Origin of the sequence: Mammaliicoccus sp. K-M42, from assembly GCF_022386375.1 — a bacterium.
GTDB classification, from domain to species: domain Bacteria; phylum Bacillota; class Bacilli; order Staphylococcales; family Staphylococcaceae; genus Mammaliicoccus; species Mammaliicoccus fleurettii.
The window spans coordinates 18,948-42,381 of sequence record NZ_JAJNIS010000004.1; the positions used below are offsets into that span (position 1 = coordinate 18,948).

26 protein-coding genes and 1 pseudogene are annotated in these 23,434 nt (G+C 30.1%); 3 read left to right on the forward strand and 24 right to left on the reverse strand.

Annotated features, from left to right (window positions below):
* Window positions 1-3: 3 nt before the first annotated feature.
* From LQ668_RS03755 to LQ668_RS03780, 6 genes are all read right to left on the reverse strand, one after another.
* Window positions 4-1,287, reverse strand: a complete 1,284-nt coding sequence (locus LQ668_RS03755; RefSeq protein WP_239701405.1) for a Na+/H+ antiporter NhaC family protein — start codon at window positions 1,285-1,287, stop codon at window positions 4-6.
* Window positions 1,288-1,513: 226 nt separating this feature from the next.
* Window positions 1,514-2,989, reverse strand: a complete 1,476-nt coding sequence (locus LQ668_RS03760) for a M17 family metallopeptidase (protein ID WP_078357673.1) — start codon at window positions 2,987-2,989, stop codon at window positions 1,514-1,516.
* 16 nt (window positions 2,990-3,005) lie between these two features.
* On the reverse strand, window positions 3,006-3,326 hold the full coding sequence (locus LQ668_RS03765; protein WP_078357674.1) for a YuiB family protein: 321 nt from the start codon (window positions 3,324-3,326) through the stop codon (window positions 3,006-3,008).
* 65 nt (window positions 3,327-3,391) lie between these two features.
* The gene (locus LQ668_RS03770) at window positions 3,392-4,606 is read right to left on the reverse strand and encodes an NAD(P)/FAD-dependent oxidoreductase (protein WP_239701341.1); all 1,215 of its coding nucleotides are present in this window, start codon (window positions 4,604-4,606) and stop codon (window positions 3,392-3,394) included.
* A 153-nt stretch (window positions 4,607-4,759) separates the two neighbouring features.
* Entirely contained in the window at window positions 4,760-5,119 is a 360-nt protein-coding gene (locus LQ668_RS03775) for a HesB/IscA family protein (protein WP_078357676.1), read from the reverse strand.
* A gap of 11 nt (window positions 5,120-5,130) precedes the next feature.
* Window positions 5,131-5,367: a YuzB family protein gene (locus LQ668_RS03780; RefSeq protein ID WP_025904683.1), complete on the reverse strand. Its 237-nt coding sequence runs from the start codon at window positions 5,365-5,367 to the stop codon at window positions 5,131-5,133.
* A 153-nt stretch (window positions 5,368-5,520) separates the two neighbouring features.
* On the opposite strand from LQ668_RS03780, the gene LQ668_RS03785 reads away from it, so the two are divergent.
* Window positions 5,521-6,585, forward strand: a complete 1,065-nt coding sequence (locus LQ668_RS03785) for an NAD(P)/FAD-dependent oxidoreductase (RefSeq protein WP_078357677.1) — start codon at window positions 5,521-5,523, stop codon at window positions 6,583-6,585.
* A 34-nt stretch (window positions 6,586-6,619) separates the two neighbouring features.
* On the opposite strand, the gene LQ668_RS03790 is transcribed toward LQ668_RS03785, so the two are convergent.
* Window positions 6,620-6,946, reverse strand: a complete 327-nt coding sequence (locus LQ668_RS03790) for a YuzD family protein (protein WP_107509674.1) — start codon at window positions 6,944-6,946, stop codon at window positions 6,620-6,622.
* 110 nt (window positions 6,947-7,056) lie between these two features.
* On the opposite strand from LQ668_RS03790, the gene LQ668_RS03795 reads away from it, so the two are divergent.
* A complete protein-coding gene (locus tag LQ668_RS03795) occupies window positions 7,057-7,299 on the forward strand; it encodes a NifU family protein (RefSeq protein ID WP_017001072.1) in 243 nt (80 codons plus the stop codon).
* Between the two features lie 634 nt (window positions 7,300-7,933).
* On the opposite strand, the gene dltD (LQ668_RS12365) is transcribed toward LQ668_RS03795, so the two are convergent.
* The 9 genes from dltD (LQ668_RS12365) to LQ668_RS03835 form a co-directional block, all read right to left on the reverse strand.
* Complete coding sequence (dltD, locus tag LQ668_RS12365; protein WP_275583887.1) at window positions 7,934-8,515, reverse strand: D-alanyl-lipoteichoic acid biosynthesis protein DltD; 582 nt, start codon at window positions 8,513-8,515, stop codon at window positions 7,934-7,936.
* Window positions 8,512-9,111 carry a D-alanyl-lipoteichoic acid biosynthesis protein DltD gene (gene dltD / locus LQ668_RS12370; RefSeq protein ID WP_275583888.1) on the reverse strand — a complete coding sequence of 200 codons (600 nt, stop codon included), beginning with the start codon at window positions 9,109-9,111 and terminating at the stop codon, window positions 8,512-8,514. Before dltD (LQ668_RS12370) ends, dltD (LQ668_RS12365) begins: the two co-directional genes overlap by 4 nt.
* Complete coding sequence (dltC, locus tag LQ668_RS03805) at window positions 9,108-9,344, reverse strand: D-alanine--poly(phosphoribitol) ligase subunit 2 (protein ID WP_078357680.1); 237 nt, start codon at window positions 9,342-9,344, stop codon at window positions 9,108-9,110. Before dltC ends, dltD (LQ668_RS12370) begins: the two co-directional genes overlap by 4 nt.
* Before the next feature lie 16 nt (window positions 9,345-9,360).
* Window positions 9,361-10,581, reverse strand: a complete 1,221-nt coding sequence (gene dltB / locus LQ668_RS03810; protein ID WP_203153980.1) for a D-alanyl-lipoteichoic acid biosynthesis protein DltB — start codon at window positions 10,579-10,581, stop codon at window positions 9,361-9,363.
* Window positions 10,578-12,038: a D-alanine--poly(phosphoribitol) ligase subunit DltA gene (dltA, locus tag LQ668_RS03815; RefSeq protein ID WP_107509673.1), complete on the reverse strand. Its 1,461-nt coding sequence runs from the start codon at window positions 12,036-12,038 to the stop codon at window positions 10,578-10,580. Before dltA ends, dltB begins: the two co-directional genes overlap by 4 nt.
* A gap of 15 nt (window positions 12,039-12,053) precedes the next feature.
* Window positions 12,054-12,197 carry a teichoic acid D-Ala incorporation-associated protein DltX gene (locus LQ668_RS03820; RefSeq protein WP_078357683.1) on the reverse strand — a complete coding sequence of 48 codons (144 nt, stop codon included), beginning with the start codon at window positions 12,195-12,197 and terminating at the stop codon, window positions 12,054-12,056.
* A 317-nt stretch (window positions 12,198-12,514) separates the two neighbouring features.
* On the reverse strand, window positions 12,515-13,480 hold the full coding sequence (locus LQ668_RS03825; protein ID WP_239775907.1) for a 2-hydroxyacid dehydrogenase: 966 nt from the start codon (window positions 13,478-13,480) through the stop codon (window positions 12,515-12,517).
* A 21-nt stretch (window positions 13,481-13,501) separates the two neighbouring features.
* Complete coding sequence (locus tag LQ668_RS03830; protein WP_078357685.1) at window positions 13,502-14,269, reverse strand: TIGR01457 family HAD-type hydrolase; 768 nt, start codon at window positions 14,267-14,269, stop codon at window positions 13,502-13,504.
* The gene (locus LQ668_RS03835; RefSeq protein ID WP_078357686.1) at window positions 14,256-14,699 is read right to left on the reverse strand and encodes a DUF86 domain-containing protein; all 444 of its coding nucleotides are present in this window, start codon (window positions 14,697-14,699) and stop codon (window positions 14,256-14,258) included. The genes LQ668_RS03830 and LQ668_RS03835 overlap by 14 nt, the downstream gene beginning before the upstream one ends.
* Before the next feature lie 109 nt (window positions 14,700-14,808).
* Between LQ668_RS03835 and LQ668_RS03840 the strand changes: the two genes are divergently transcribed.
* Complete coding sequence (locus tag LQ668_RS03840) at window positions 14,809-15,078, forward strand: DUF3055 domain-containing protein (RefSeq protein WP_078357687.1); 270 nt, start codon at window positions 14,809-14,811, stop codon at window positions 15,076-15,078.
* A gap of 708 nt (window positions 15,079-15,786) precedes the next feature.
* On the opposite strand, the pseudogene LQ668_RS03845 reads toward LQ668_RS03840, so the two are convergent.
* From LQ668_RS03845 to LQ668_RS03880, 8 genes and pseudogenes are all read right to left on the reverse strand, one after another.
* Window positions 15,787-16,164 (reverse strand): annotated as a pseudogene (locus LQ668_RS03845) (YutD family protein); the annotation flags it as partial.
* Between the two features lie 9 nt (window positions 16,165-16,173).
* Window positions 16,174-17,094 carry a lipoyl synthase gene (lipA, locus tag LQ668_RS03850; RefSeq protein ID WP_078357689.1) on the reverse strand — a complete coding sequence of 307 codons (921 nt, stop codon included), beginning with the start codon at window positions 17,092-17,094 and terminating at the stop codon, window positions 16,174-16,176.
* A 76-nt stretch (window positions 17,095-17,170) separates the two neighbouring features.
* Window positions 17,171-18,502: a bifunctional metallophosphatase/5'-nucleotidase gene (locus LQ668_RS03855; protein WP_078357690.1), complete on the reverse strand. Its 1,332-nt coding sequence runs from the start codon at window positions 18,500-18,502 to the stop codon at window positions 17,171-17,173.
* 12 nt (window positions 18,503-18,514) lie between these two features.
* Window positions 18,515-19,336 carry a sulfite exporter TauE/SafE family protein gene (locus LQ668_RS03860; protein WP_078357691.1) on the reverse strand — a complete coding sequence of 274 codons (822 nt, stop codon included), beginning with the start codon at window positions 19,334-19,336 and terminating at the stop codon, window positions 18,515-18,517.
* A gap of 12 nt (window positions 19,337-19,348) precedes the next feature.
* Window positions 19,349-20,197: a DUF72 domain-containing protein gene (locus tag LQ668_RS03865; RefSeq protein WP_107509670.1), complete on the reverse strand. Its 849-nt coding sequence runs from the start codon at window positions 20,195-20,197 to the stop codon at window positions 19,349-19,351.
* Between the two features lie 139 nt (window positions 20,198-20,336).
* Window positions 20,337-20,969: an ATP-binding cassette domain-containing protein gene (locus LQ668_RS03870; RefSeq protein ID WP_078357693.1), complete on the reverse strand. Its 633-nt coding sequence runs from the start codon at window positions 20,967-20,969 to the stop codon at window positions 20,337-20,339.
* Window positions 20,966-21,328, reverse strand: a complete 363-nt coding sequence (locus tag LQ668_RS03875) for a YxeA family protein (RefSeq protein ID WP_078357694.1) — start codon at window positions 21,326-21,328, stop codon at window positions 20,966-20,968. Before LQ668_RS03875 ends, LQ668_RS03870 begins: the two co-directional genes overlap by 4 nt.
* Complete coding sequence (locus LQ668_RS03880) at window positions 21,328-23,328, reverse strand: DUF1430 domain-containing protein (protein WP_239775908.1); 2,001 nt, start codon at window positions 23,326-23,328, stop codon at window positions 21,328-21,330. The genes LQ668_RS03875 and LQ668_RS03880 overlap by 1 nt, the downstream gene beginning before the upstream one ends.
* Between the last annotated feature and the right edge of the window lie 106 nt (window positions 23,329-23,434).

Below are 23,434 nucleotides of genomic sequence, written 5' to 3' on the forward strand. Positions count from 1 at the left end.
ATACTATAATACCATAGCAGCGATAAAGCCAAATATCAATAATGGTATATTATATATAATAAAATTGGGTATACAAGTATCTCTTATATGATCATGTTCTCCATCGACATTCAATCCTGCTGTTGGACCTAATGTTGAATCACTTGCAGGACTCCCTGAATCGCCTAATGCACCTGCAGTACCAATCACTGCTATTAGTGCCATAGAACTCATACCAATTTCTTGTCCGAATGGGATAAATAAACTTGCAATAATGGGAATGGTTGCAAATGAAGAACCTATGCCTAATGTCACGATCAATCCTATTATCAACATCATTATGATACTAAAAGCTTTGTTATCGCCTGTAATAGAAGAGAGACTTTTAACTAGTGTACCTACTTCATTCGTTTCATTCATTACACCCGCAAAACCATTCGCAGTTAAAATAACAACACCTATATATGCCATTATTTGAATTCCTTCAACTAATTTAACATCTAAATCTTTCCAGTTATATAATCCTGAGAAGAAGAAAATTAGAATACCAGCTAAAGCACCGAATATCATTGATTCTGTAAATGTCTGAACAATAAATGTTGCTAAAATGGCAACTACAGTAACAATTAAAGGATATGGTTTTAAAGTTTTCAATTCTTGTTCTTCTTCTATTTTTATTGTTTTATATGTTCTTGGTCTCCAATAAAGTATGATTGCAATTATTAATCCAACAACATAGCCCATTGAAGGAATAAGCATTGCTTTCCAAATATTATAAAATTCTATATCTACATTTGCTTTACCAAATGCATCAAATATAATTGACTGGAAGATGTGTCCGTATCCGTATGGTAATAATATATAAGGAAAACATAATCCAAAACCTATTACTGTTGCTATTAACCTTCTATCCATTTTTAATTCATTAAATAGACTTAATAATGGTGGTATAAGGATTGGTATAAAAGCTATATGGACAGGTATAATATTCTGACTTAAAATTGAAATAACGAGTAATACAGCTACCAAAGTAATTTTAATTTTAAGTCTACTTTTTTGCGAATTTTCTTTTTTCATTGATTTGATGATTTTACCAACTATGTAGTCAGTAATTCCACTATATGAAATAAGTGCCGCAAATCCACCTAATAAAGCATATGATAGTGCAACTTCTGAACCATCAACGATTGTTTTTCCAAATGTAGATATCACTTTATCAAGCGACATACCACTTAACAAACCACCTGTTAATGCACCCACGAAAATACTCAAAACGACATTAAGTCTCATTAAACAAAGTATAATCATTACAATAACAGCTACAAGTACTGCATTAAATTCCAAAAAGACCCTCTCCATTCTTTAACTCTCTACCACGATAAAGTAAAATGATGAATTTATCATATCAGTTGAGAAATATGATGTCAATATATCGATAACTAGTCAGAATTTTTAGAATAATATAATTTAAAAAATACTTACAAAACCAGTGTGACTTTGTAAGTATTTTTCGATTATTTTATAATATATCGCATTATCTGTTTTTTAAGAAATGAATAACCGTAGGAATCATTGCACCAGTAGCGCCTTTTGGTCCACGGAACGATACTTTTTCAGTTTCACCTGATCCAGCAATATCAAAATGTAAATGAGGAATATCTCCACTGAAATGTGTTACAAATGCTGCAGCAAATAGCGCTTTACCATTTTTATTTAATATACAGTTTGTTAAATCGGCAACTTCTGAAGACTTAATATCATCTTTTTCTTCGTCTGTAATTGGTAATTCAAAACTTACTTCATTTGAATACCTTGCTGCTTTCTTTACATCCTCAATATATTGATCTGCATCACTAGAGAATATACCTGTTTTTCCTAATCCTAATGCAGCAACTACTGCACCTGTTAATGTAGCAAAGTTCATAATAAGTTCTGGTTTATACTGAGCAACATATGAAACAGCATCTCCTAAAACAAGTCTACCTTCAGCATCTGTATTTGTAATTTCAACAGTTTCACCACTTAAAGCAGTAAATACATCATCAGGTTTCATTGCATTACTAGATACCATATTTTCAGCTAGCGGCAATACAGCAACAATGTGAACAGGTAATTGCAATTCTGAGATCGCATTAACCATTGCTACTACATTACTAGCACCACTCATATCGTATTTCATAGTAGGCATACCTGTTTTGGATTTAATTTGATAACCACCAGAATCGTAAGTGACCCCTTTTCCTACTAAAGCGATAGGATCATTTTTAGATCCTTTATACTCTAAAGTAACTAGACGTGGAGGGTTTACAGACCCTTTACCAACTGCATCTAATAAGCCAATACCTTCCTCGCGAATAGCTTGTTCGTCTTTGATAGTGACCTGAACTTTAGAGTTTTTAAAATGTTCTTCAATTTGTTGTGCAAAATAATCAGGTGTCAAAATATTAGGAGGTGTTTGTGAATAAGTTCTCGCCAAATTGATACTATCTCCTAAAATCTCACCGTGCTTAATGTATGACTCAATATTTTCATTAGATGTAGAAATAAAGTTTATCGTAGTTTCAACATTCGCTGATTTATTTGACTTAAAATGATCAAATTGGAATACAGCTTGTTTTGATAACCATCCGAATCGATATAATCGTTCTTTTTCAGTAACATTTTGTGTTAAAAATGTATCATCAAATAGATTAACAGTTTCTATTTTATTGCTATGTAGATAACGGCTTAAATTACCATATATAACTTGATAATCGTTTTCTTTAATTTCCTTTAAATTTCCTAAACCTATAGAAATTAATTTAACAATATTATTATTAACAGTAACGGCAGTACTTGTAACTTCACCTAGTTCACTACTTATAATTTGTTGTTTTTTCAAATTATCTAACTGCCCATTTAATATATTATTCACTTCTTCAAAATTATGCATTTGATTTAAATGACTTGGGCAACCTATTATAATTGGAAATTCATTATTTGAATATTTTTCTAAAATGTTAAATTTCATATTATTATCCCCTTTGTTAGAACATTGAATAACCACTTCTTCTTAAATTCCTTATAACAAAACCTGCTACAATCGCACCAATCCATCCTGAACCGAGCATTAATATGTCAGCTGTATGTATATTTGTTATGCCAGAAATAAGTTTTGAAAATGCTGTTGATGGATCTGTAAAATACATAGCTGTCGATATTTTATCTACAATCGCAAAAATAACGAATGGATAAAATACAACCATTAGCCAAGTAGTTTTTAATAGCATATTCAATATAAATGCGATGCCAAAAAACAAAACAAAAAACAATGCCATTGATATGATAACTTGAGGTAAAGATATCATAGCTAACCTCCTTTAAAAAAAGAGACCCGCCTAATAGCAGGTCTCTACATTTAATAATTAATCAATTAGAATTTACCTTTTTTATAGGCTAATCCGATACCACCGATTTTGAAAATAGCACGAGTATCGATAACTTTTTTCATGAATGCTGCTTTTTTACCAGTAATTTCACGACCCATAACGACACCAACACCGTCACGGCTACCTAATGAACATACAGTACCTTTGTCATCATAAGAGAAAGCTTCTGTTTTTTCACCGTTAAAGATGTTTTTAATATTTTCAGCAAGGTGTTCACCTTGTTGCATAGCGATTTGAGCTGTTGTTGGAAGTGGACGTTTGTTGTCTCCTTCGCCAGCCATAACAGCTGAACAGTCACCAATAACGAAGATATCATCGTAATTGTCGATTGATAAATCATCTTTAACAACGATACGACCACGTTTAACGCCATCGAATGATTCTTCCATTAATTTGCTACCTCTAACTCCAGCAGCCCAGATTGCTGTGTTTGCTTCAAGAGTTTGTTCTACATCATTAACTTTAACTACGAAGCCTTTTTCGTTACAAGCAACGATTGGTGTAGAAATTTTGAATTCTACTCCACGTTCTTCTAAATATTTAACAACATAGTTCACTAAGTTTTCTGAGAACATTGGTAACATTTTTGGAGCAGCCTCAACACAAGTAATTTTAACTTTAGATTGATCTACACCGTATTTTTTACATAATTCAGGGATACGTTCAGTTAATTCACCTAGTAATTCAACACCAGTGAAACCAGCACCACCTACTAAAATAGCTAAATCATTTTCATCTTTTTCTTTAGATGCAGCATAATTAGCAAATTTATCTTCAATATGCTTAGAAATACGACGAGAAGTGTTAATATTTTCGATTTGAAGAGCATGTTCTTTCATACCTTCAATTCCAAATGTTTCACTTTCGAATCCTAATGCAACAACTAAAATGTCATATTCAAATATACCATTAGATGTTTCAACTGTTTTAGCATCTTTATTGATTTTACTAACTTCTGCTTTTACAAAGTTTACTTTATTTCTATCAATTACATTTGTAATTGGATATAAAGCATCTTCGTAATTTAATGTTCCAGCTGAAGTTTCATGTAACCATGTAGCTTCATAGTGATAATCATTTTTGTTGATTAAAGTAACGTCAACATCTTGGTTTGAAACTAATTTTTGCAATTTAGTTACTGTTTGTAAGCCAGCGTAACCTGCCCCTAATACGAGAACTTTTTTACGTTCAAATCCCATTATTTTCACCTATACTTTCTAATATTTGTTTGACACTTATAGGAAAGTTGTGTCACTTTGTGTTTTTCATCACAAGTAATGATACTGCTATTTACATACAAGTACAATTGTATATTTTTATAAAGATAAATTCAAGTGTCACATGTTATTTCCTTAGCAATTCTCTGGCGTACCTGCAACGTCTTTTGTTTTAAATGAACTTCCACAACCGCAAGCTGCAATTGCATTAGGATTCTCAATAGAAAATCCACCGCCCATTAATGATGTTTTGAAGTCAATTGTTGTACCATTTAGTATCGGAGCATCATTCTTATCTACTATTACTTTAACACCAAAAAATTCTAGTGTTTCGTCGTTTTCAGCAGGTTCTTCTTCTGCAGACATACCATAAGATAGTCCTGTGCAACCGCCACCTTTAACAGATACTCTTAAATAACCATTTGGCATATCGTTACTTTTCATCATATCTTTAACTTCATAAGCTGCTGCTTCAGTTAATATAACTGTTGACATATTTATTCCTCCTAAAAAATCCAATTTTCTTCTATGTGACTATATATATTTTCTAGTAATTCTTCTGGTGTCTCTCCCTTAACCATATCTCCGTTAACTAGTGCATATAACCCTCTTGCACATGGTCCACAATTTTGTAGACAACCGTATTCCAATACATCTACTTCTGGATCATTGTCGAGCTTGTTAAACACTACATCAGCACCCTTGGCTAAGTTTGAAATACAAAATTCGACAATCGGATTCAATGTGTTCACCTACTCACTTTATATTCATTAAACTATTTTAACATTCATTGTAGTTTATGCCAAAAAAGATTATACTAAAAGTATACTTATATATTATAAAATATATACATACAAATTTGTAGAAATTTGATTTATGGACAAAGGAGAATAACGATGAAAAGCTTAGTATTATTAGGGGGCGGATATGGTAATATGCGTTTGATGAAAGAAATCCTTCCAAGCATTTTACCGTCCGATTATTCAATTACGCTGATTGATCGTATGCCATTTCATGGTTTAAAAACAGAATTCTACGCATTAGCAGCAGGTACAAAACCAGATAAAGATATTCGTGTTCAATTTCCTAAAGACAAAAAAATTAATACAGTATATGGGGAAATTACTGATATTGATTTAGATAATCAAATTGTTTCAGTTGGTGACTCACGTGTTGATTACGATGAACTTGTTATCGGCTTAGGATGTGAAGATAAATATCATAATGTACCTGGAGCAAAAGACTACACTTACAGTATTCAAACAGTACAAAATGCTCGTAAAACATATCAAGCAATATGTGACTTACCAAGTGATGCTACTGTCGGAATTGTTGGTGCGGGTTTAAGTGGTATCGAATTAGCTAGTGAATTACGTGAAAGCAGACAAGATATCAAGATTAAACTTTTTGATAGAGGTTCTAGAATTTTACCTGCATTTCCAGAAAAGTTAAGTAAATATGTAAAGAAATGGTTTGATAAACATAATGTAGAAGTTGTTCCTAATTCAAATATTACACAAGTTGAGCCTGGCCAATTATACAACAATGAAGACATTCATAATGTAGATTTAGTCGTTTGGACTGCCGGCATTCAACCAGTTGAAATCGTAAGAAATCTTCCAGTTGATACTAATGATGGTAGAAGAGTTATTGTAAACCAATATCATCAAATTCCAACTTATAAAAATGTATATATTGTAGGTGACTGTGCAGCATTGCCTCACGCACCAAGTGCTTATTTAGCAGAAATACAAGCAGATCAAATTGCTGAAGTTATGAAATTACAATGGACTGATAAACCTTTACCAGAAAAAATGCCCGAGTTAAAACCTCAAGGATTTGTAGGTTCACTTGGTGAGAAACAAGGCTTCGCTTATCTAATGGAACAAACAGTTACAGGACGATTAGCAAGAGTCATTAAATCAGGAGTACTCTGGTTATATAAATACCATAATGGATAATGATAAAAAGTAGCAGAAATATCTGCTACTTTTTTTATTGTTCAATGGCGACATGTTCATCAATAAATCTCGTGATATGCTTTAACTGAATAAAACCATCAGCAACATATTCATCATTTATTGTAACAAGTGGATAAAACAATTCATCTTCATTAATTCTTTCTATAAACTGAAGATCATGATCTGTTAAATTTTCAGTCTGTTTAAAAAAATCAATATAAGTGTATTCAAATTCTAAATCCGTATATTTTCTTCCTAAAATAGCTTGTAACCATTCATATGTGTCCTTCGATGATGGTGCATTAACACAACTCGCACATACAACATCTGCACCATAAACTACTATACTTGCTTTGGACATATAATCATACCCCCTAGTTTGATGAATAGATTTTTTACCTTATATCTATTATAATAGATTAATAAGATTAATGTATCTAATAACACTTGATGAGAGGAGTATTTATATATATGACTACTGAACAACAAACAATGTTTGATCAAGTTAGTGATGTACTTGAGAAATTAAGACCATTCCTATTACGCGATGGTGGTGACTGTGAATTAGTAGATGTTGATGATGGTATCGTTAAACTACGATTACTCGGAGCTTGTGGTACATGTCCAAGTTCTACAATTACTCTAAAAGCTGGCATAGAACGTGCTTTACTAGAAGAAGTACCTGGCGTTGTAGAAGTAGAACAAGTTTTCTAATCACTTTCATTTTATTTATAAGTATTAAAAAAGCACCGTGCCATAAAGTTGGCACGGTGCTTTTTTTCTTTCTATTTATCAAGTTTGGCTCGTCTTGATAAATTCAGCCTCTCTATTTATCATGTTGAGCTCGTCTTGATAAATTCAGCCCGTCTATTTATCATGTTTGACTCATCTTGCAATATTCAGCCTCTCAATTTATCATGTTGACCTTGTCTTGCAATATTCAGCCTCTCTATTTATCATGTTTGCTTCGTCTTGCAATATTCAGACTCTCTATTTATCATGTTTGACTCATCTTGCAATATTCAGCCTTTCTATTTATCATGTTTGCCTCATCTTGCAATATTCAGACTCTCTATTTATCATGTTTGACTCATCTTGCAATATTCAGCCCGTTTATTTATCATGTTTGCCTCGTCTTGATAAATTCAGACTCTCTATTTATCATGTTTGCCTAGTCATGCAATATTCAGTCCGTCTATTTATCATGTTAGCCTCGTCTTACAATATTCAGCCCGTCTATTTATCATGTTGGGCCCGTCTTGATAAATTCAAGACAGGTTGTCGACAGTCTGAAGCACCGTGCCATAAAGTTGGCACGGTGCTTTTTAATATTTCCTAGGTAATATTATTAATATTGTCGACTTACTTTATTATCATATTGTCCATTTATATGGTTAATCATTTGCTCGTTAATATAGACCCAACCTTTCCAACCTATATGAACTGCATCTGTAATGACATATGGTTCATATTCTTTATCGGTTATGTCATATACTTTCATATTATTTGATGTGAGCATTTTATTAATCTTTTGATATACTGCTTCTCTTTTCTCTCTATTAACATTAATATGATCATACCATTTTCCATTTGCTGGAATAACAACAAATAATGGATCTGCATTTACTTCTTTTAATGTGTCAATTAACAACTGTAAGTCATCGAATTCTTTAGACTGGTTATTGAACTCGTAATTTCTATTGTATCTTTTTCGTTGCTCTTTTAATAAATTCCAATATTGGTCATTCATTCCGAAATTATTAGTTGTAGAATGCTTTTCACCATATTGATTAGCATATAATCTCATTTCATCCCATTTCATATGACTAAAATGATGTTTAGAACTATTCGTTAAAGCGACTTTTTCTCTACCAAAAATAGACTTTAAAGCATCATGTTTTTCATGGATGTTATTTTCAAAATCATTCATAAAAGTTCCTTCATCATACTGATGATTTTTTTACTTAATACAGAATTTAAATATGGATCTGATTTTAATTGTTTAAATTGAACTAATCTTTTTGCAAATCTGTCTTTTAATTCTGGACTCAAAGATTTAATTTTAAATAAATGATCCGCTTGTAATGGTGAAAATCTAGCGCTAAAGTTATCATTTGTTAAACCATGATCAGTAAACCACTGGGGTGAAATGATGATAGCTACTTTTTTTCCATTTAGATTGTGTGCTTGGCTGCCAACATTAATTGCATGGATTAAATCTGTAGAGCCACCTGTTCCAATTAAATATGGCTTTAATTTAGCATTTTTATCTTTCAAAATATGCGCTGGATGAAATATATCTTGTTTTTCCAATTCACTTGAGCCAAATATAGGATAATAATGTTTACTTAACAACATTTCCTCTTGAGAGTGCACGCCTTTTAGTACAGAATCATTTAAAGAAATTGCTTCTTTATTAATATTGTCTTGTTTAGATAAAGATGTAAGCCATTCAACTGGAATTAATAAAAATAAGCCAAATAAAATACCACTTAACAATAAAGGCAACAATAATTTTATTTTCATTGTAATTCCTTAAGTACTTTTATAATTTTATTCGGTGTTGCCCACTCATCTCTATCAAAATCCGTAATTGTAACATCAATGTCTAAATTATTTTGAATTTCTAACAACAAGCCTATAGTTGCAAATGAATCTATAATCCCTTCTTCAAAAATTTCGATATCAGGGTTTTCTTTTACGATATCATTTTCAGCAACTTCAGCTAATATATTTAATACTTTTTCTTCAAAATTCATAATATAACTCCCTTATTTAATGTATTAATTTTCCTGAGAATAATAAAAATCCAAATGCTACACTATGGAATGTAATTAATATTGCGATCACATTCATTAACTTATAATTAAGTTTTGGCGGATGCTTTTTGCGCCATTGTTCAAAATAACCATATGCAATAAATAAGAATGCGTGATATAAACCATAAAGAATATAATGTATTTCAATACCATGCCAAATTCCCATAATAAAGAAATTGATTAAAAATCCCAGGTTAGATATTAACAGCTTATCTTTTAGTAATTTTTCTTTGGATACCCAAAAAACAAACCTCATATATATACAATCTCTGAACCAAAAAGATAAACTCATATGCCATCTATTCCAAAATTCTTTAATATTTTTAGCTTTAAATGGCTTGTTAAAGTTAATTGGAGTTTGAATTCCGAATAAATAACTAAATGCTATAGCAAATAAACTGTATCCTGCAAAATCAAAAAACAGATAAAAACTATACCCGTACATGTAATAAAGATAATTTAAAAAGGTAGGATCTGTATCTATTGGCGTAACTTTAATTACATTTTCATTTATGTAATAAGCAATAATATACTTATATAAAAATCCCATAAACACCATATGTATAGCTTTTATAAGCATTCCATAATAAACATTGGGTTCAGGAATCTTTTCTTCATCCTTGATAAATCGCTTATATCTATCTATAGGACCTGAAGATATCGTTGGAAAGAATGTAATAAAATCAATTAGTTTCATTGTATTGATTGATTTTATTCTATTATCACGAATTTCCATAATGAGTTGAACACTTTTAAATGCAATATACGAAATACCTAGAAATACTATAAATTCAATTAATTTATTACCGTGAACTGTTATTTGAAAATCCCCTAGCCAACTACTTTGTAATATTTTCACAATAATTAAAGGTAATATTGAAAGTACTATTGCAAAAGCATAATTTTTAAACTGGTTTGTTTTCTTTGCTATCGAAATATAAACTCTAATCAATACAACTTGATAACATATATATAGAGCAAAGAAAATAAATTGATAACTTAAAAATTTATTATCATATAAGTTTTTATTTTCATCCGAAAATATTAGTATGAGCATAACTAACGTAATGACTCGGTTATAAACAAGACTTCTCTTTCCGACTAACCCTAATATAATTACTGGTAACATTAAGGCTAAACAGATATAAAAATAGGTAAAATCCCCATATGGAATCATGGTTTTAACCTCTCTAATACTTTATTTCTATCTAACTTACCATTAGCAGTTAGTGGTAGATTATTCACAAAGCTAAATTTTCTAGGAATCATATATTCAGGTAAATGAATTTTTAATTCCTGTTTTAAATGGAGTATCATGTCATTTTCGTTATCTATTTCCTGATTTGTAAGAATAGCAGTAGCATGTAAATATTGAACTTTTTCACCTTTTTTAATTGGTGATATAACGACTTGTTTAACTTCTGGCAATTGCTCTAAAACCATTTCAATTTCTTCTAGTTCCATACGATAGCCGTTAATTTTTATTTGGAAATCTATTCTTCCATGTATAAACCAATAACCATCACGAAACTCTGCTTTATCTCCAGTAAAATAATTTACTTGACCATCTATATTTTTAAATACTTTATTGTGCTTTTCTTCATCTTTTAAATATCCTTGACTAATACTTTTACCAATTATCACTAATTCTTCATTATCAGCTAATTTTAATTGTGAATTTGGACGTACTGTACCAATTGGTAATGGATTAAATTTATCTAGAATTTCTTGAGTAATTTGAATACTTGTTACAGCAACCGTTGCTTCTGTTGGGCCATATGTATTATAAATAATCGAATCTTTAAATTGATTGATTAATTTCTGTGCTGTCTTATGACTCAGCACTTCTCCACAGAAGAAAAACTGCTTTAATTTAGTATGTTGATCTTGATTAAATCCTGGTAATAATAAACACATTTCTAAAAATGATGGCGTTGATACCCAAGATTCAATGTCTTTACTATTTAGTAATTCATATAATTGTTTTGGCTTTTCAATCATCTTTTTATCAACTAGTTGCAACGTCCCACCTGTCATTAAGCATGGATATATTGCCATAACTGATAAGTCGAAAGAAAATGGAGCTTGATTCAACCACATACTGTTGTCGCCAAGCTTATTAAGTTGTAACATCCAGTTAGTAAAGTCCATTAAACTTTCATAACTGATTTGTACACCCTTTGGCAATCCAGTGGATCCGGATGTAAAAATTGTATAAACAGTATCTAAATTATTAATTCTATTTAAGTCTTCCAAGTTTATTTGCGCTTCTTTACATGCTTCTATTGTTATTTGATTAATTTGTATATTATTCAATAAATTACCAGTTGTATTAAAAATAAAAGCAGGCTCTACCTTCTCAATGATATGCTCTATTCTTTCTAAAGGAATCGATATATCTATTGGAACGTATCCAATGCCTGCTTTCATACTCGCAATCATACCTACAATCATAAATGGTGACATATGACCATATAATACAATTGGCTTATCAGAATCTTGGATTAACGTAGCTAATTTATTTGAATAAAGATCTAGTTCACCATAAGTCATCTCTTCTTCTCTATAGTTTATAGCAATTTTATCGGTATACCACTTACTCATAAACTCTACTTGTTCTAAGATGTCTCTCATAAATGTTCTCCTTCATTAAAATTCATTATATATAAAATCGTTACTTGCACTACCACCAGCATAAATCCAAAATAAAACAATCATGATTAAGAAATAAAAAATGGTTAAACCAACTATTTTGCAATTCTCAGATAGTAATATTTGCCTAATTTTTTCCATTGTAAATCTCCTCATGTTTTTATTTTGTAATTATTCTATTTTTATATTATATTCTATGTATAAAGAGATATCAACGAAAATATGTAAAATTTTAGCATTTATTGGAATTTAAAAGGGATTAATCACATTACAAAATTGACATATAAACTGTCATAACAGACCTTATAAACAAGTATAATGAAATTTGATTTTAATACCTCTTATATAAAAAAAGATGGTGAGATAAATTAATTATCTCACCATCTAATCATTAAATTAAAAAGTCGTTTACTGAAGCGAAATAGACTGAAATCACGCTTTTTCAATCTTTGTCATCTCTATTTCTTCACTGGTGTTACTGGTTCACTACCTGCGATAATTTGTTTTGCATTATCAACACAAAGTTGAACCATATGATCTCTTGTGTTTATTGAGCTACTACCTATATGAGGAACAACTATTACTTGTTTCATTCCTATAAATGGATGGTCCATTGCTATAGGTTCATTTTCTACTACGTCTAATGCTGCACCGAGAATTTCTTTTTGCTTAATTGCTTCTATTAAATCAGATTCTACGACATGTCCGCCGCGACCGATATTAATCAATATTGCACTATCTTTCATTTTCTTAAATGTTTCTTTATTAAATATGCCTTTGGTTTCAGATGTTAATGGAGCAGTACAAACTACAAAGTCACTTTCTGCTAACAGTTCATCCATATTTCTATATTCAACATTTAATTCTTTTTCAGCTTTTTCTTTTTTAGAACGGTTGTGATATATCACTTTGCAATTAAAGCCCTTTAATCTTCTGGCGAAAGCTTCACCTATTGCACCCATTCCATATATACCAACTGTAGATCCATGAACATCTTTACCTGCTAATAAGTATGGACCCCAACTTTTCCATTCGCCATTTTCTACATACTCAACCGCTTCTACAATTCTTCTTGCAGCAGTTAACATTAAAGTAAATCCTAATTCTGCAGTCGTTTCTGTTAACACTTCTGGTGTATTTGTTACAATAACACCTTTATTATGAGCCAAGTCAATATCAATATTATCATACCCTACTGCTAAATTAACGACTCCTTTAATTTTAGGTGCAGATTCAAAAAAGGTTTCATCTATTTTCTCACTTAATGTTGTGATTACAATTGTGGCATCTGCAGCGCGCTTTAAAAATTGTTCTCTTGGCATAGGTTCTAATTCACTATCCCAAACATCTACTTCTGCAAATTGTTCTATTTGTTGAATAAATTTATTTGGCAACTGTCTAGCAACTAATACTTTCTCTCCCATATTCCCATCTCCTTATTTCAGTTATTTGATTACTTCAAATAAGTTCTTAACACTATAAGTTGGTAATATCTCTTTTAAGTTAATTTCTTCTAATGATGTAACGCCTGTTTGTACATGTAATGTGTCAATTCCACTATTGATACCTGCTAAAATATCAGTATCGTACAAGTCACCAATCATTACACATTCTTCTTTTGAGAGACCTATTTTTTCTACTGCTTGTTCCATAATAATTGTTTCTGGCTTGCCTATAAAGATAGGCGTTTGCCCAGTAGAAACACTTACAACACTAGTTAATGAACCGTTACCTGGTAAGAAGCCTCTTTCATTCGGTATTGAAACATCTTTATTTGTTGAAATAAATTTCGCACCATTTCTTACTGCTAAACATGCAACTGATAATTTTTCATATGAAATATTAACATCCAGTCCCATAACAACATAATCTACATTTTGATCTTCTTTAATTACTAAACCAGCATCACTCAATGAAGATTTCAATCCACTTCCACCAACCATGTATACAGAAGCTCCTGGTGATTCTTCACTAATATATCCTGCTGTAGCCATAGCTGAAGTGATAACATGCTCACTTGAAGTATTAAACCCCATATTATTTAATTTTTCAGCTACTTCAGCAGGAGTTTTGGAAGAATTATTTGTAACAAATAAGTAATCTTTATTGTTTGCATTTAAATATTCTATAAACTCGATTGCGCCTTCAATTATTTCAGAACCTTTATACATAGTTCCGTCTATATCAATAAAATAACCTTTATAATCTTTCATTTTTATCTCCTTCACCAAATGCTGTAACGGGTACATTTTCATTTTTTAAAAATTGTTTAGTGTCTTCAATTGCTTGTTTATAAAAAGGATTAGCTATTTCAAAAGCTTTTTTTAATTTGTCGTGATTAATGCTTTCGTAATTACGAATTAATTCTTTTCTAAAATCAATAGAATTTCTAATAGCTTCAGCAGTTGAAGGTTGGAATACTTTTTCAAGTTCCATAATATCAATTACATCTTTATAATTTCCAGGGTCTCTTAATATAAAAGCATCAATAATTAAGTTCCCAATATCTACGACAGATTCAATCATCATGTGTGCAATTCTTTCTAAAGCATACGAAGAATCCTTCTCAACTTCAAAATCAACTGTTAATTTTTCTAAATAATTCATTTTTAAATTTAATGTTTTGCTATCTACGAAATACATGTAGAAAACCTCCTATTCATATATAATAATATCATAATTTTGAAATATACGGCATTGCTCTGTATACTAAACAATTAAAGAAAGCTTTTAAATAAAGGAGTAACTATTTATGGTAGAAATGTTTTTATATGATGAAGAAGATGAAGCAAAAATTCAATTTGTCGGTTTTGTAGGTGAACATAGTAGATATGACTTAACACTTATTTATACAGACAGACATTACGGTAAAACAATCGTGCTTAATACTCAAAACAATAAATTTGGAATAATCGGAAAAGACGATTTAGAAGAAGAAGGTTATATTAGCCACATCCTAGGTTTATCACCTGAAGAAGGAGAAGAAGTAACAGAATATTTACACGATGTTATAGATATCTAATAAATTGAGACTTAGTTATGTGACTATCACTAATAGCACTATTACTAACATGTTCATGAAAAATAACCTATCTAGATTAGAACTTAGATTGGTTCATAAGTTTATCTTAGTTTCAAAATGCCGACAAAGTCTTAAACTTTGTCGGCATTTTTCTATGTGTGTCCTTTCCGCAGTTGTGCTTATATGAGGTGTAGAAATCAGAAATACGGACCGATAAAATAAATTAGCGGTCCAGAAATCAGAAATACGGACCGATAAAATAAATTAGCGGTCCAGAAATCAGAAATACGGACCGATAAAATAAATTAACGGTCCAGAAATCAGAAATACAGACCGATAAAATAAATTAGCGGTCCAGAAATAAGAAATACGGACCGATAAAATAAATTAGCGGTCCAGAAATCAGAAATACAGACCGATAAAATAAATTAACGGTCCAGAAATCAGAAATACGGACCGATAAAATAAAATAACAGTCCTGAAATGAAGGATGTGATAAAAATGTACTATAAATTTAAATATCATTCACACTTCTTCCACCTTATATAAATATAGATTGCCTATGTAAAAAGGCTGGGACAATTAATTTGTCCCAGCCTCTACTTTCTATAAATAATCTTTTAAAGTATTTCTAGAAGTTTGTTGTGTTTCAACTGTGTCCTCTTCAATAATTTTTTCTTCTACAATTTCTACTTCTTCGATTTCTTGTTTACTATTTTGTTGTATTGATGGTTCGATTTTTACATCATCTAATTTATTATCTTCATCTACAAAGTCAGCGTCTTCAGCTGTTAATTTCGTGATTTCTCCTTTAGATAAACGTCTTAGTACAAAATATTTACATCCAAAGTTACAATACTCGAGTAAATAATCTTGTATTGCCGAAAATCGTTTATTGGCATCGCTTTTTTTATTAGAATCGTGATAAAAACCTTTTAGACGAAGTTGGTCATAGCCAAAGTCGCCAACAATATAATCATATTTATCTAGTATTTCAGAATAACGTGATGTAAATTGTTCTTCATTGAATGATTGTTGATCGTCTTTAATTACTTCAAAATAGTTATTTTCTATTTTAGTTAACATTCAATCACCTTATTGTTTATTAAGTTCCTGTTCACCTAGAATATGTTTTTGTTTAGCTGCTTCATTTACTTGTTCGTCAGCGTGATATGAACTACGTACCATTGGGCCAGCTTGACAATGCTTGAAACCTTTTTCCATTGCTACTTTTCTTAATTTACCAAATTCTAACGGCGTATAATATTTTTGAACGTTTAAATGTTTACGTGATGGTTGTAAATATTGTCCGATTGTCATGATATCAACATCGTTTGCACGTAAATCATCCATTGTTTCGTAGATTTCTTCAACAGTTTCTCCTAAACCTACCATCAAACTTGATTTTGTAGGAATATCTGGATACATTTCTTTAGAACGTCTTAAAAATTCTAGCGTACGATCGTATTTTGCACGTGCTCTAACTCTTGGTGTTAATCTTCTAACTGTTTCGATATTATGGTTTAAAATATCTGGTTTAGAATCCATCAAAGTTTCTAACGCTTCATAACTACCGCCCATATCTGAAGGTAATATTTCTATAGTTGTATATGGATTTAATTCTCTTACTTTACGTACAGTTTCAGCATAAACGTTTGAACCTGCATCTTTCAAATCATCTCTTGCAACAGCTGTAATAACGACATGTTTTAAGTTCATTAATTGTACTGATTCTGCAACACGTTGTGGTTCGTCTAAGTCTAATTCGTTTGGAAGACCTGTCTTAACTGCACAGAAACGACATGCTCTTGTACATACTGCTCCTAAAATCATAAATGTTGCAGTACGTCGTTCTCCCCAACATTCATGAATATTCGGACATTTTGCTTCTTCACATACAGTATGTAGATTCTTTTCACGCATCATTTTCTTTAATCCAGTGTAGTTCTTGTTAGTATTTAACTTTATTTTTAACCAGTCTGGTTTACGTAATATTTCTTCATTTTTAGTAGCCATATACGTGAACACCCTTCTATAATTAATTTTCATCTTCGTTCATTATAACCAAAATACGTATAAATTTAAATGCTCCTTACACTTTCTTTTCTTTTTGTATTAACTTTTGTTCAAAAATATTTCTTAAAAACTCGGGCATAATATAATTTATATTCATATCTTTCAATATCGGAAAATATCTACCAAATGTATACATATCAATTGTTCCTAGTTTATATTGCTCGTGATCCTGAACTTCAATACCTTTTACAAAGCATTGGCCAGTGGATTCTATATAGCCGATATTTTTAAATACGTATCCGCCAAAAATATCTCCCCTGAACCCGAAACCAATCGCAACTTCATCTATATAGGACTGTTCCATCGCTTTGTAAATAATTTGTTTAAGCTCCACGCCTCTTAATTCAATTGAAACTGTATTTATTGGATGAGGTAGCATTTGATGAATATCATATTCAGTTATTTTACTATCATCAATTTCTTTAACAATTAACCCTGCATTTATGATTGCGCAATCTGCTTCTGTAAACTCTAATACACTTTCACAAAGTAAATCCGTCGTATAACTCGCACTATTTAAACGGCGAGGTAAAGATATTCTCCTATTTAAAACCGGTTTATCTAATAGTGATTTCCCTTTTTCTTCATAATTATTAGGAATTTCATCCAATAAAGTTGTATCGAGTATCTGTGCTTCTTTATGAATAACTTTATTATTTTCAATCTCTAAATCTACTTGCCCAACATAGTGTCCATACTTACCTGCAGCAGCCATCAATACTCCATTTTTTTCTTCTCCACGTTCAAAATAATGATGTGTATGTGCTCCAAAAATCACATCAATTTCTGGACACTCTTCGCATAACTGTTCGTCAAAAAAGATTCCTACATGACTCATAACAATTAATACATCATAATCTTCTTTAACTTGTGAGATTTCATTTTTTAATGCAAGTAACGGTGAAGTCACTTTCCAGTCTAAAGTTTCATATATATGATTAAATGGTGCTGTTAAACCTATCAAACATACTTTAATGCCATTAACATTCTTGAGTACATGAGATGTTAAATGATTAGGTAAATTACTATTAAGATCAAACAAATTACAACATGTTACATCAAATTGAGCATCATCATACAAATGGTTGAGTGAATCATGAGAGATTGTCATGCCTTCATTATTTCCAAGTGTCACAACATCTACATTGCTATCATTTAATATTTTAACATTCTCAGTACCTTGAGATGCTTCAGTTAATGGATGGAACAAGTCTATATGGTCACCTATATCAATATATAATGAATCATGTTGAAGTTTGCTTCTTTCATCTTTAATATATTGAGATATTTTTGCATATGTATTTAAATGGCTGTGTATATCATTCGTATGAAAAATTGTAAGCTTCACAGATTCAACTCCTTATAAAATACTTTTTATAATCAAATATATACCTAAGATTAACATTGTAATTCTTAAAATTAAAACAACTGTGTCTGATTTCATTCTACTATTAATTTTTACTCCAATTTTCGCTCCAAAGTAACTTGAGATAATCAATACAATTGCGTGTACCCATAATACATTGCCTTGTATAACATGACTCACAGAACTTGATAAACTAGAGAAGAAAATCATCATCATACTTGTCCCTACTGCAACATGTGGTGGGAATTTAAATACAATAATCATGAGTGGTGTCATCAATGCGCCTCCACCGATTCCAAACAATCCAGTCGTAATACCTACAATAAATGCTGATATAACAGCTGCAATTGGTGGTATGCCATATTGATGTTTTTCTCCTGTTTTATCAATAAATGATTTTAAATATTTTTCTTGTTGAAAATATTTAATTGGTTTCACTTGATTTCGAATCATTAAAATAATAGATATAAGTATTAGAAAAATACCAAAATATAAATTAAATGAATCTAATGTGAAATATTTACTTAAATATGCACCTACTAAAGCTCCAGGAATAATTCCAATCAAGAATATTAAACCATTCTTCACATCAACTTGTTTCGTTTTTAAATAGCCTAAAGTAGCAGTCAAACCTGTTGTAATCAAAATCACAGATGATGTCCCTATTGCTCTTTGTGGCGTCATACCTGAGAGTAAATGGTGATCAATTCCAAAGTAAACAAGTGATGGAACAATAATTATTCCGCCACCTATTCCTACTAAGGCACCTATAACCGCAGAACAAACGCCAATAATAACCAACACTAAATATGCCATAATTTCCCACCTCTAAAATAATTTAAGTTGTTTAGGTGCTAACCCTTCATACTTTATATCTAATAACTTTTGGTAAGTTTTGGCATTTTGTGCTGCATGACCACCGGAATTATTATTAAATACTACATATATATCTTTTGCTTTATGGTTTAAGATCTTAACTTTATCTGATAATTCTTTTAGTTCCGCTTCATTATAATCATATAAATATCTTACATCACGCCACTCTTGATCAGTCATGTCTTTTTTAGTCCATCCATTAACATTTCTTCCATGATATCGAACAAAAGCTACATCATGTGTAATACGATTAATAAATGGAATAGAACCTTCTCCACTTTGTGGCTCATCACAAACACTATGAATAAATTTCATCTCAGTTAAAAATTCTAAAGTGTATTCTTTTACATCATCTTTAAACCAAGTGCGATTTCGAAATTCAATACATACATCAAAATCTTTTAATTGCTCCCGAACATACCGTAAGTAATTAATATTTTGAGGTTGTAAATCAAACCAAGGTGGGAACTGAACAAGAATCATCGCTAATTTACCAGATGCTTTTAAGGGCGCCATAGAATCTTTAAATAAGTTAAACAACTCTACCTTACCTGAAGCAAAATCAGTAATTTCAGCATGACCAGTTAAAGCCTGATGTATTTTAACAACAAATTTGAAATTATTCGGTGTTTCACGAATCCACTTCTCAATATTTCTTTGTGGCTGAATCGCGTAATAAGTCGCATCCAATTCCACAGTTGGAAAATGAGCAGCATATGCCTTTAATTTATCTTTTTTATTAGAAAGGTCCTCATATAAACTATCATGATCTCCCCATCCAGTTAGGCCAATTTTTATCATATATTATCACCACATTTATCATACCATATCGAGTATTTATAGTTCATTTTGTTTGATTAAAATCATAAATTTCTCTGTATAATAAAAAGCAGGAAGAGACAATTAATTTATCTCTTCCTGCTTAAACTATTCCAAAATATCATTTACTTAACTGTATATTTCTATCACAATAATTCATAACTTCTTCATCATGTGTAACAATTATTATCGTAGATTTTCCTTTGAATTCTAGTAATAATTTCAAGATAATATGTTTATTAACTTCATCTAATGCACCAGTTGGTTCATCTGCAAATATAACAAGAGGTTCTTTTAATAATAATCTTGCAATCGCTACCCTTTGTTGCTCTCCACCACTCAAAGTATAAACTTTTGTATCTAGTGACTTATCTAAACCAACTTTATTTAAAGCTTCTAACTTTAACTCTTTCTTCTTTGCTTTACTCAGTTTCTTATAACTTAATACAATCTCTAAATTGTAATTGATCGTTTCATGAGAAATGAGAGCATAATTTTGAAATAAATATCCAATTTCATTTCTATATATTAACACTTTATCTTTTTGTTTCATATTAGCTATATTACGTTTGTTAATTTCAATTTTACCTTTATCAAACTTTTCAAGTCCACACATACAAGCTAATAAAGTTGATTTACCAGAACCACTTTTCCCAGTTATAGCAATCATTTCACCTTTGTTAACAGATAAATTAAACTCCGTAAATAAATATTCACCATTAAACTGCTTATTTAAATTTTTCACTTGAATCATTGTTTAATTCTCTTTTCATATTCTGCTTTACTAATATAATCAATAAAGAATACCCATTTACCTTTGTGATCAATTTTGACATATTTTTCAGAAGGATTAAATCCTTTAAAATCTAATAAATAACTATTCTTTTTACCATTTTCATCAAACGATTCGATATCTTTATAATCTTGGATTTCTTCAATTTCTTTAGTACTTAATTTATCAGGATATTCACTATTAGGCACTTTAGCATAACTCCACTGTCTTTTAACTAAAGGATTAAATCTATCTATTTTCTCTTCAGTATATTTTAAAATAAATAAAGCTATGCAAATCACAACTATAATAGAAAAAATAATAATAAATATTCGCCTCACTACTGACTCTCACCTCGTCGTGCATTTTTTAATAAGTAATACTCATAACGTCGAATCACAAAAATCAAAGATAATATTTCAAATAATATAACTGAACAAATCACCGGAAATGAAAGTGATAAGACATCAAAATATTTAACAATTAACAAAGATATCAATGAAGAAACAATACTTATCATCATAAAGTGATAATGCTTTTTCACAAAAGAATATCCATGAATTGTCTTAACAAATATTTTTTTCTTTTCAGAATCGCAATATAAACATACATTAAAAATATAAACACTAAAAAGAACAACGCTCCCAAAAATGGCCGTTATCAAGGATATTCCTAAATTTAATTTTAGTTGTTGAATATCATCTATGACTTTACTATAAATGTTCGTTAAACCTTGAATTTCATCGTCTAGTTTATATTTTTCTATTTTATTTTGTATAAAATCATAGTCTTTAAACAATAAACTTCCATTAGATGCAGCTGTCGAATAAAAAGAAAATGGATTTAATTCTTTAGGCATAATTACAATGACCGGATTATATGAAATAGCATTTTTTAGTTCAAACATACTACTATAATTGAATAATTCGAAATGGTTATCAGTTTTCAAGACCTCTACATTTAAATATTTTTCTTTATTAGTAATACTTCTTTCATCATTAAGCTGGTTGATATATTCATTCATTTCTTTTTTTAATTGAAAAATATTCTTCTTGTTATATGCCTTTTCAGGTAATAAAATAGTCAATCTCGAAAAGTCTATTTGTTTTTCACCCTTTACTTTAATTCCATTTCTCTTTACATAAGTCTTATTTACAAAAATAGCATTTTCTAAATCATATCTCTCGCCTTTATTTTTCCAATCATAATAATTGTTATAAGATAATAGCCATTTATCTTCGGGAATTTTGTTTATTAAAGTTAAGATTCTTTTTTCAACGTTGTCATTTTTTTCTTTATCTGTACCATTTTCATTAGTTGATATTTCGGTCATAAATAAATCCTTATTTTTAATCCAATATTTTTCACTTACTAAATTGTCTTTTAATTCATTATAGTTAAACATCGAACTATTAATAACATTTAATAAGGTTAACATTACCAAAATTTTAATTGCACCTGGTAAGTATTTAAGAATATTTCCAATCCCATCATACTTAATATATTTCGTTATTTTAAACGACTCTTTGTATACGATGATAAAAGATATAGACATCATTATAAATAGGATGGTTAAAAACATTAATGCGAAAACCAAAAATGATAATTGAACATATATGAACTGTGCTAATTTATTATATATTAAGAGACCTATTGTCATAATCATATTAATTACAAAGAAATATTTAAGAAAAATGATAAAAAATTCTTTTGATTTAATTCGAAAAATTTTCTGTGTAGTAAACCCGTGTAACCTTTTTATAGACATATCTTTAATTGAGGTTACATTATGATACAAAATAGCAATAAATAAAATGATCATCAACATTCCAATTGATGGAATCAATTTATATACATTTAAGTAGTCTACAAGGACAAAGAAAACAGGTTGATTAAAATATACCGCAGTAAGTCCATTATCTTCTAATTCTTTATAGAACGTTTGAGGTAAAGGTTCATCAGTAAAAAAGAATGTACCAACGAGTTTTAACTGATTTACCTTTACATCATTTGGTTCTAATAATTTGTATTTCTTACCGTAAGTAAATGGACGCTCTGAAAAGCTGTGCTTATCATTTTTATATTGCACTAAAAATTTTGATTTCCCATTATCTTCATAATTCTTATTCTCTCTTATAATGTTAGTATTATACTTATTTGATAGTTTAACAATTACTTTATTTCCTTCTTTTTTACTCAGCTTTTTATCCAAATTAGTTATTATAAATCCTTCTTCATAACCAGGAATGCCTATTTCATCGTAATATTTATAAAAATTCAAAAACAAAAATGTCGAAGTAAGGAATGTAAAAAATATAGTTATTCTTGTTATATTTTTCATTCTTACACTTCCCTTATGTGATTTAAGCTAGCTTAATTATAATATAAATAATTCATAATATTCTGTCAATTATAAATTATACATTTTTTACCACCACAAAACCCTT

Coding starts and splice junctions, on each gene's coding strand:
- LQ668_RS03755 (WP_239701405.1), bottom strand. CDS start 1,287: ATGATTATACTTTGTTTAATGAGACTTAATGTCGTTTTGAGTATTTTC.
- LQ668_RS03760 (WP_078357673.1), bottom strand. CDS start 2,989: ATGAAATTTAACATTTTAGAAAAATATTCAAATAATGAATTTCCAATT.
- LQ668_RS03765 (WP_078357674.1), bottom strand. CDS start 3,326: ATGATATCTTTACCTCAAGTTATCATATCAATGGCATTGTTTTTTGTT.
- LQ668_RS03770 (WP_239701341.1), bottom strand. CDS start 4,606: ATGGGATTTGAACGTAAAAAAGTTCTCGTATTAGGGGCAGGTTACGCT.
- LQ668_RS03775 (WP_078357676.1), bottom strand. CDS start 5,119: ATGTCAACAGTTATATTAACTGAAGCAGCAGCTTATGAAGTTAAAGAT.
- LQ668_RS03785 (WP_078357677.1), top strand. CDS start 5,521: ATGAAAAGCTTAGTATTATTAGGGGGCGGATATGGTAATATGCGTTTG.
- LQ668_RS03790 (WP_107509674.1), bottom strand. CDS start 6,946: ATGTCCAAAGCAAGTATAGTAGTTTATGGTGCAGATGTTGTATGTGCG.
- LQ668_RS03795 (WP_017001072.1), top strand. CDS start 7,057: ATGACTACTGAACAACAAACAATGTTTGATCAAGTTAGTGATGTACTT.
- dltD (WP_275583887.1), bottom strand. CDS start 8,515: ATGAATGATTTTGAAAATAACATCCATGAAAAACATGATGCTTTAAAG.
- dltD (WP_275583888.1), bottom strand. CDS start 9,111: ATGAAAATAAAATTATTGTTGCCTTTATTGTTAAGTGGTATTTTATTT.
- dltC (WP_078357680.1), bottom strand. CDS start 9,344: ATGAATTTTGAAGAAAAAGTATTAAATATATTAGCTGAAGTTGCTGAA.
- dltB (WP_203153980.1), bottom strand. CDS start 10,581: ATGATTCCATATGGGGATTTTACCTATTTTTATATCTGTTTAGCCTTA.
- dltA (WP_107509673.1), bottom strand. CDS start 12,038: ATGAGAGACATCTTAGAACAAGTAGAGTTTATGAGTAAGTGGTATACC.
- LQ668_RS03820 (WP_078357683.1), bottom strand. CDS start 12,197: ATGGAAAAAATTAGGCAAATATTACTATCTGAGAATTGCAAAATAGTT.
- LQ668_RS03825 (WP_239775907.1), bottom strand. CDS start 13,480: ATGGGAGAGAAAGTATTAGTTGCTAGACAGTTGCCAAATAAATTTATT.
- LQ668_RS03830 (WP_078357685.1), bottom strand. CDS start 14,269: ATGAAAGATTATAAAGGTTATTTTATTGATATAGACGGAACTATGTAT.
- LQ668_RS03835 (WP_078357686.1), bottom strand. CDS start 14,699: ATGTATTTCGTAGATAGCAAAACATTAAATTTAAAAATGAATTATTTA.
- LQ668_RS03840 (WP_078357687.1), top strand. CDS start 14,809: ATGGTAGAAATGTTTTTATATGATGAAGAAGATGAAGCAAAAATTCAA.
- lipA (WP_078357689.1), bottom strand. CDS start 17,094: ATGGCTACTAAAAATGAAGAAATATTACGTAAACCAGACTGGTTAAAA.
- LQ668_RS03860 (WP_078357691.1), bottom strand. CDS start 19,336: ATGGCATATTTAGTGTTGGTTATTATTGGCGTTTGTTCTGCGGTTATA.
- LQ668_RS03865 (WP_107509670.1), bottom strand. CDS start 20,197: ATGATAAAAATTGGCCTAACTGGATGGGGAGATCATGATAGTTTATAT.
- LQ668_RS03870 (WP_078357693.1), bottom strand. CDS start 20,969: ATGATTCAAGTGAAAAATTTAAATAAGCAGTTTAATGGTGAATATTTA.
- LQ668_RS03880 (WP_239775908.1), bottom strand. CDS start 23,328: ATGAAAAATATAACAAGAATAACTATATTTTTTACATTCCTTACTTCG.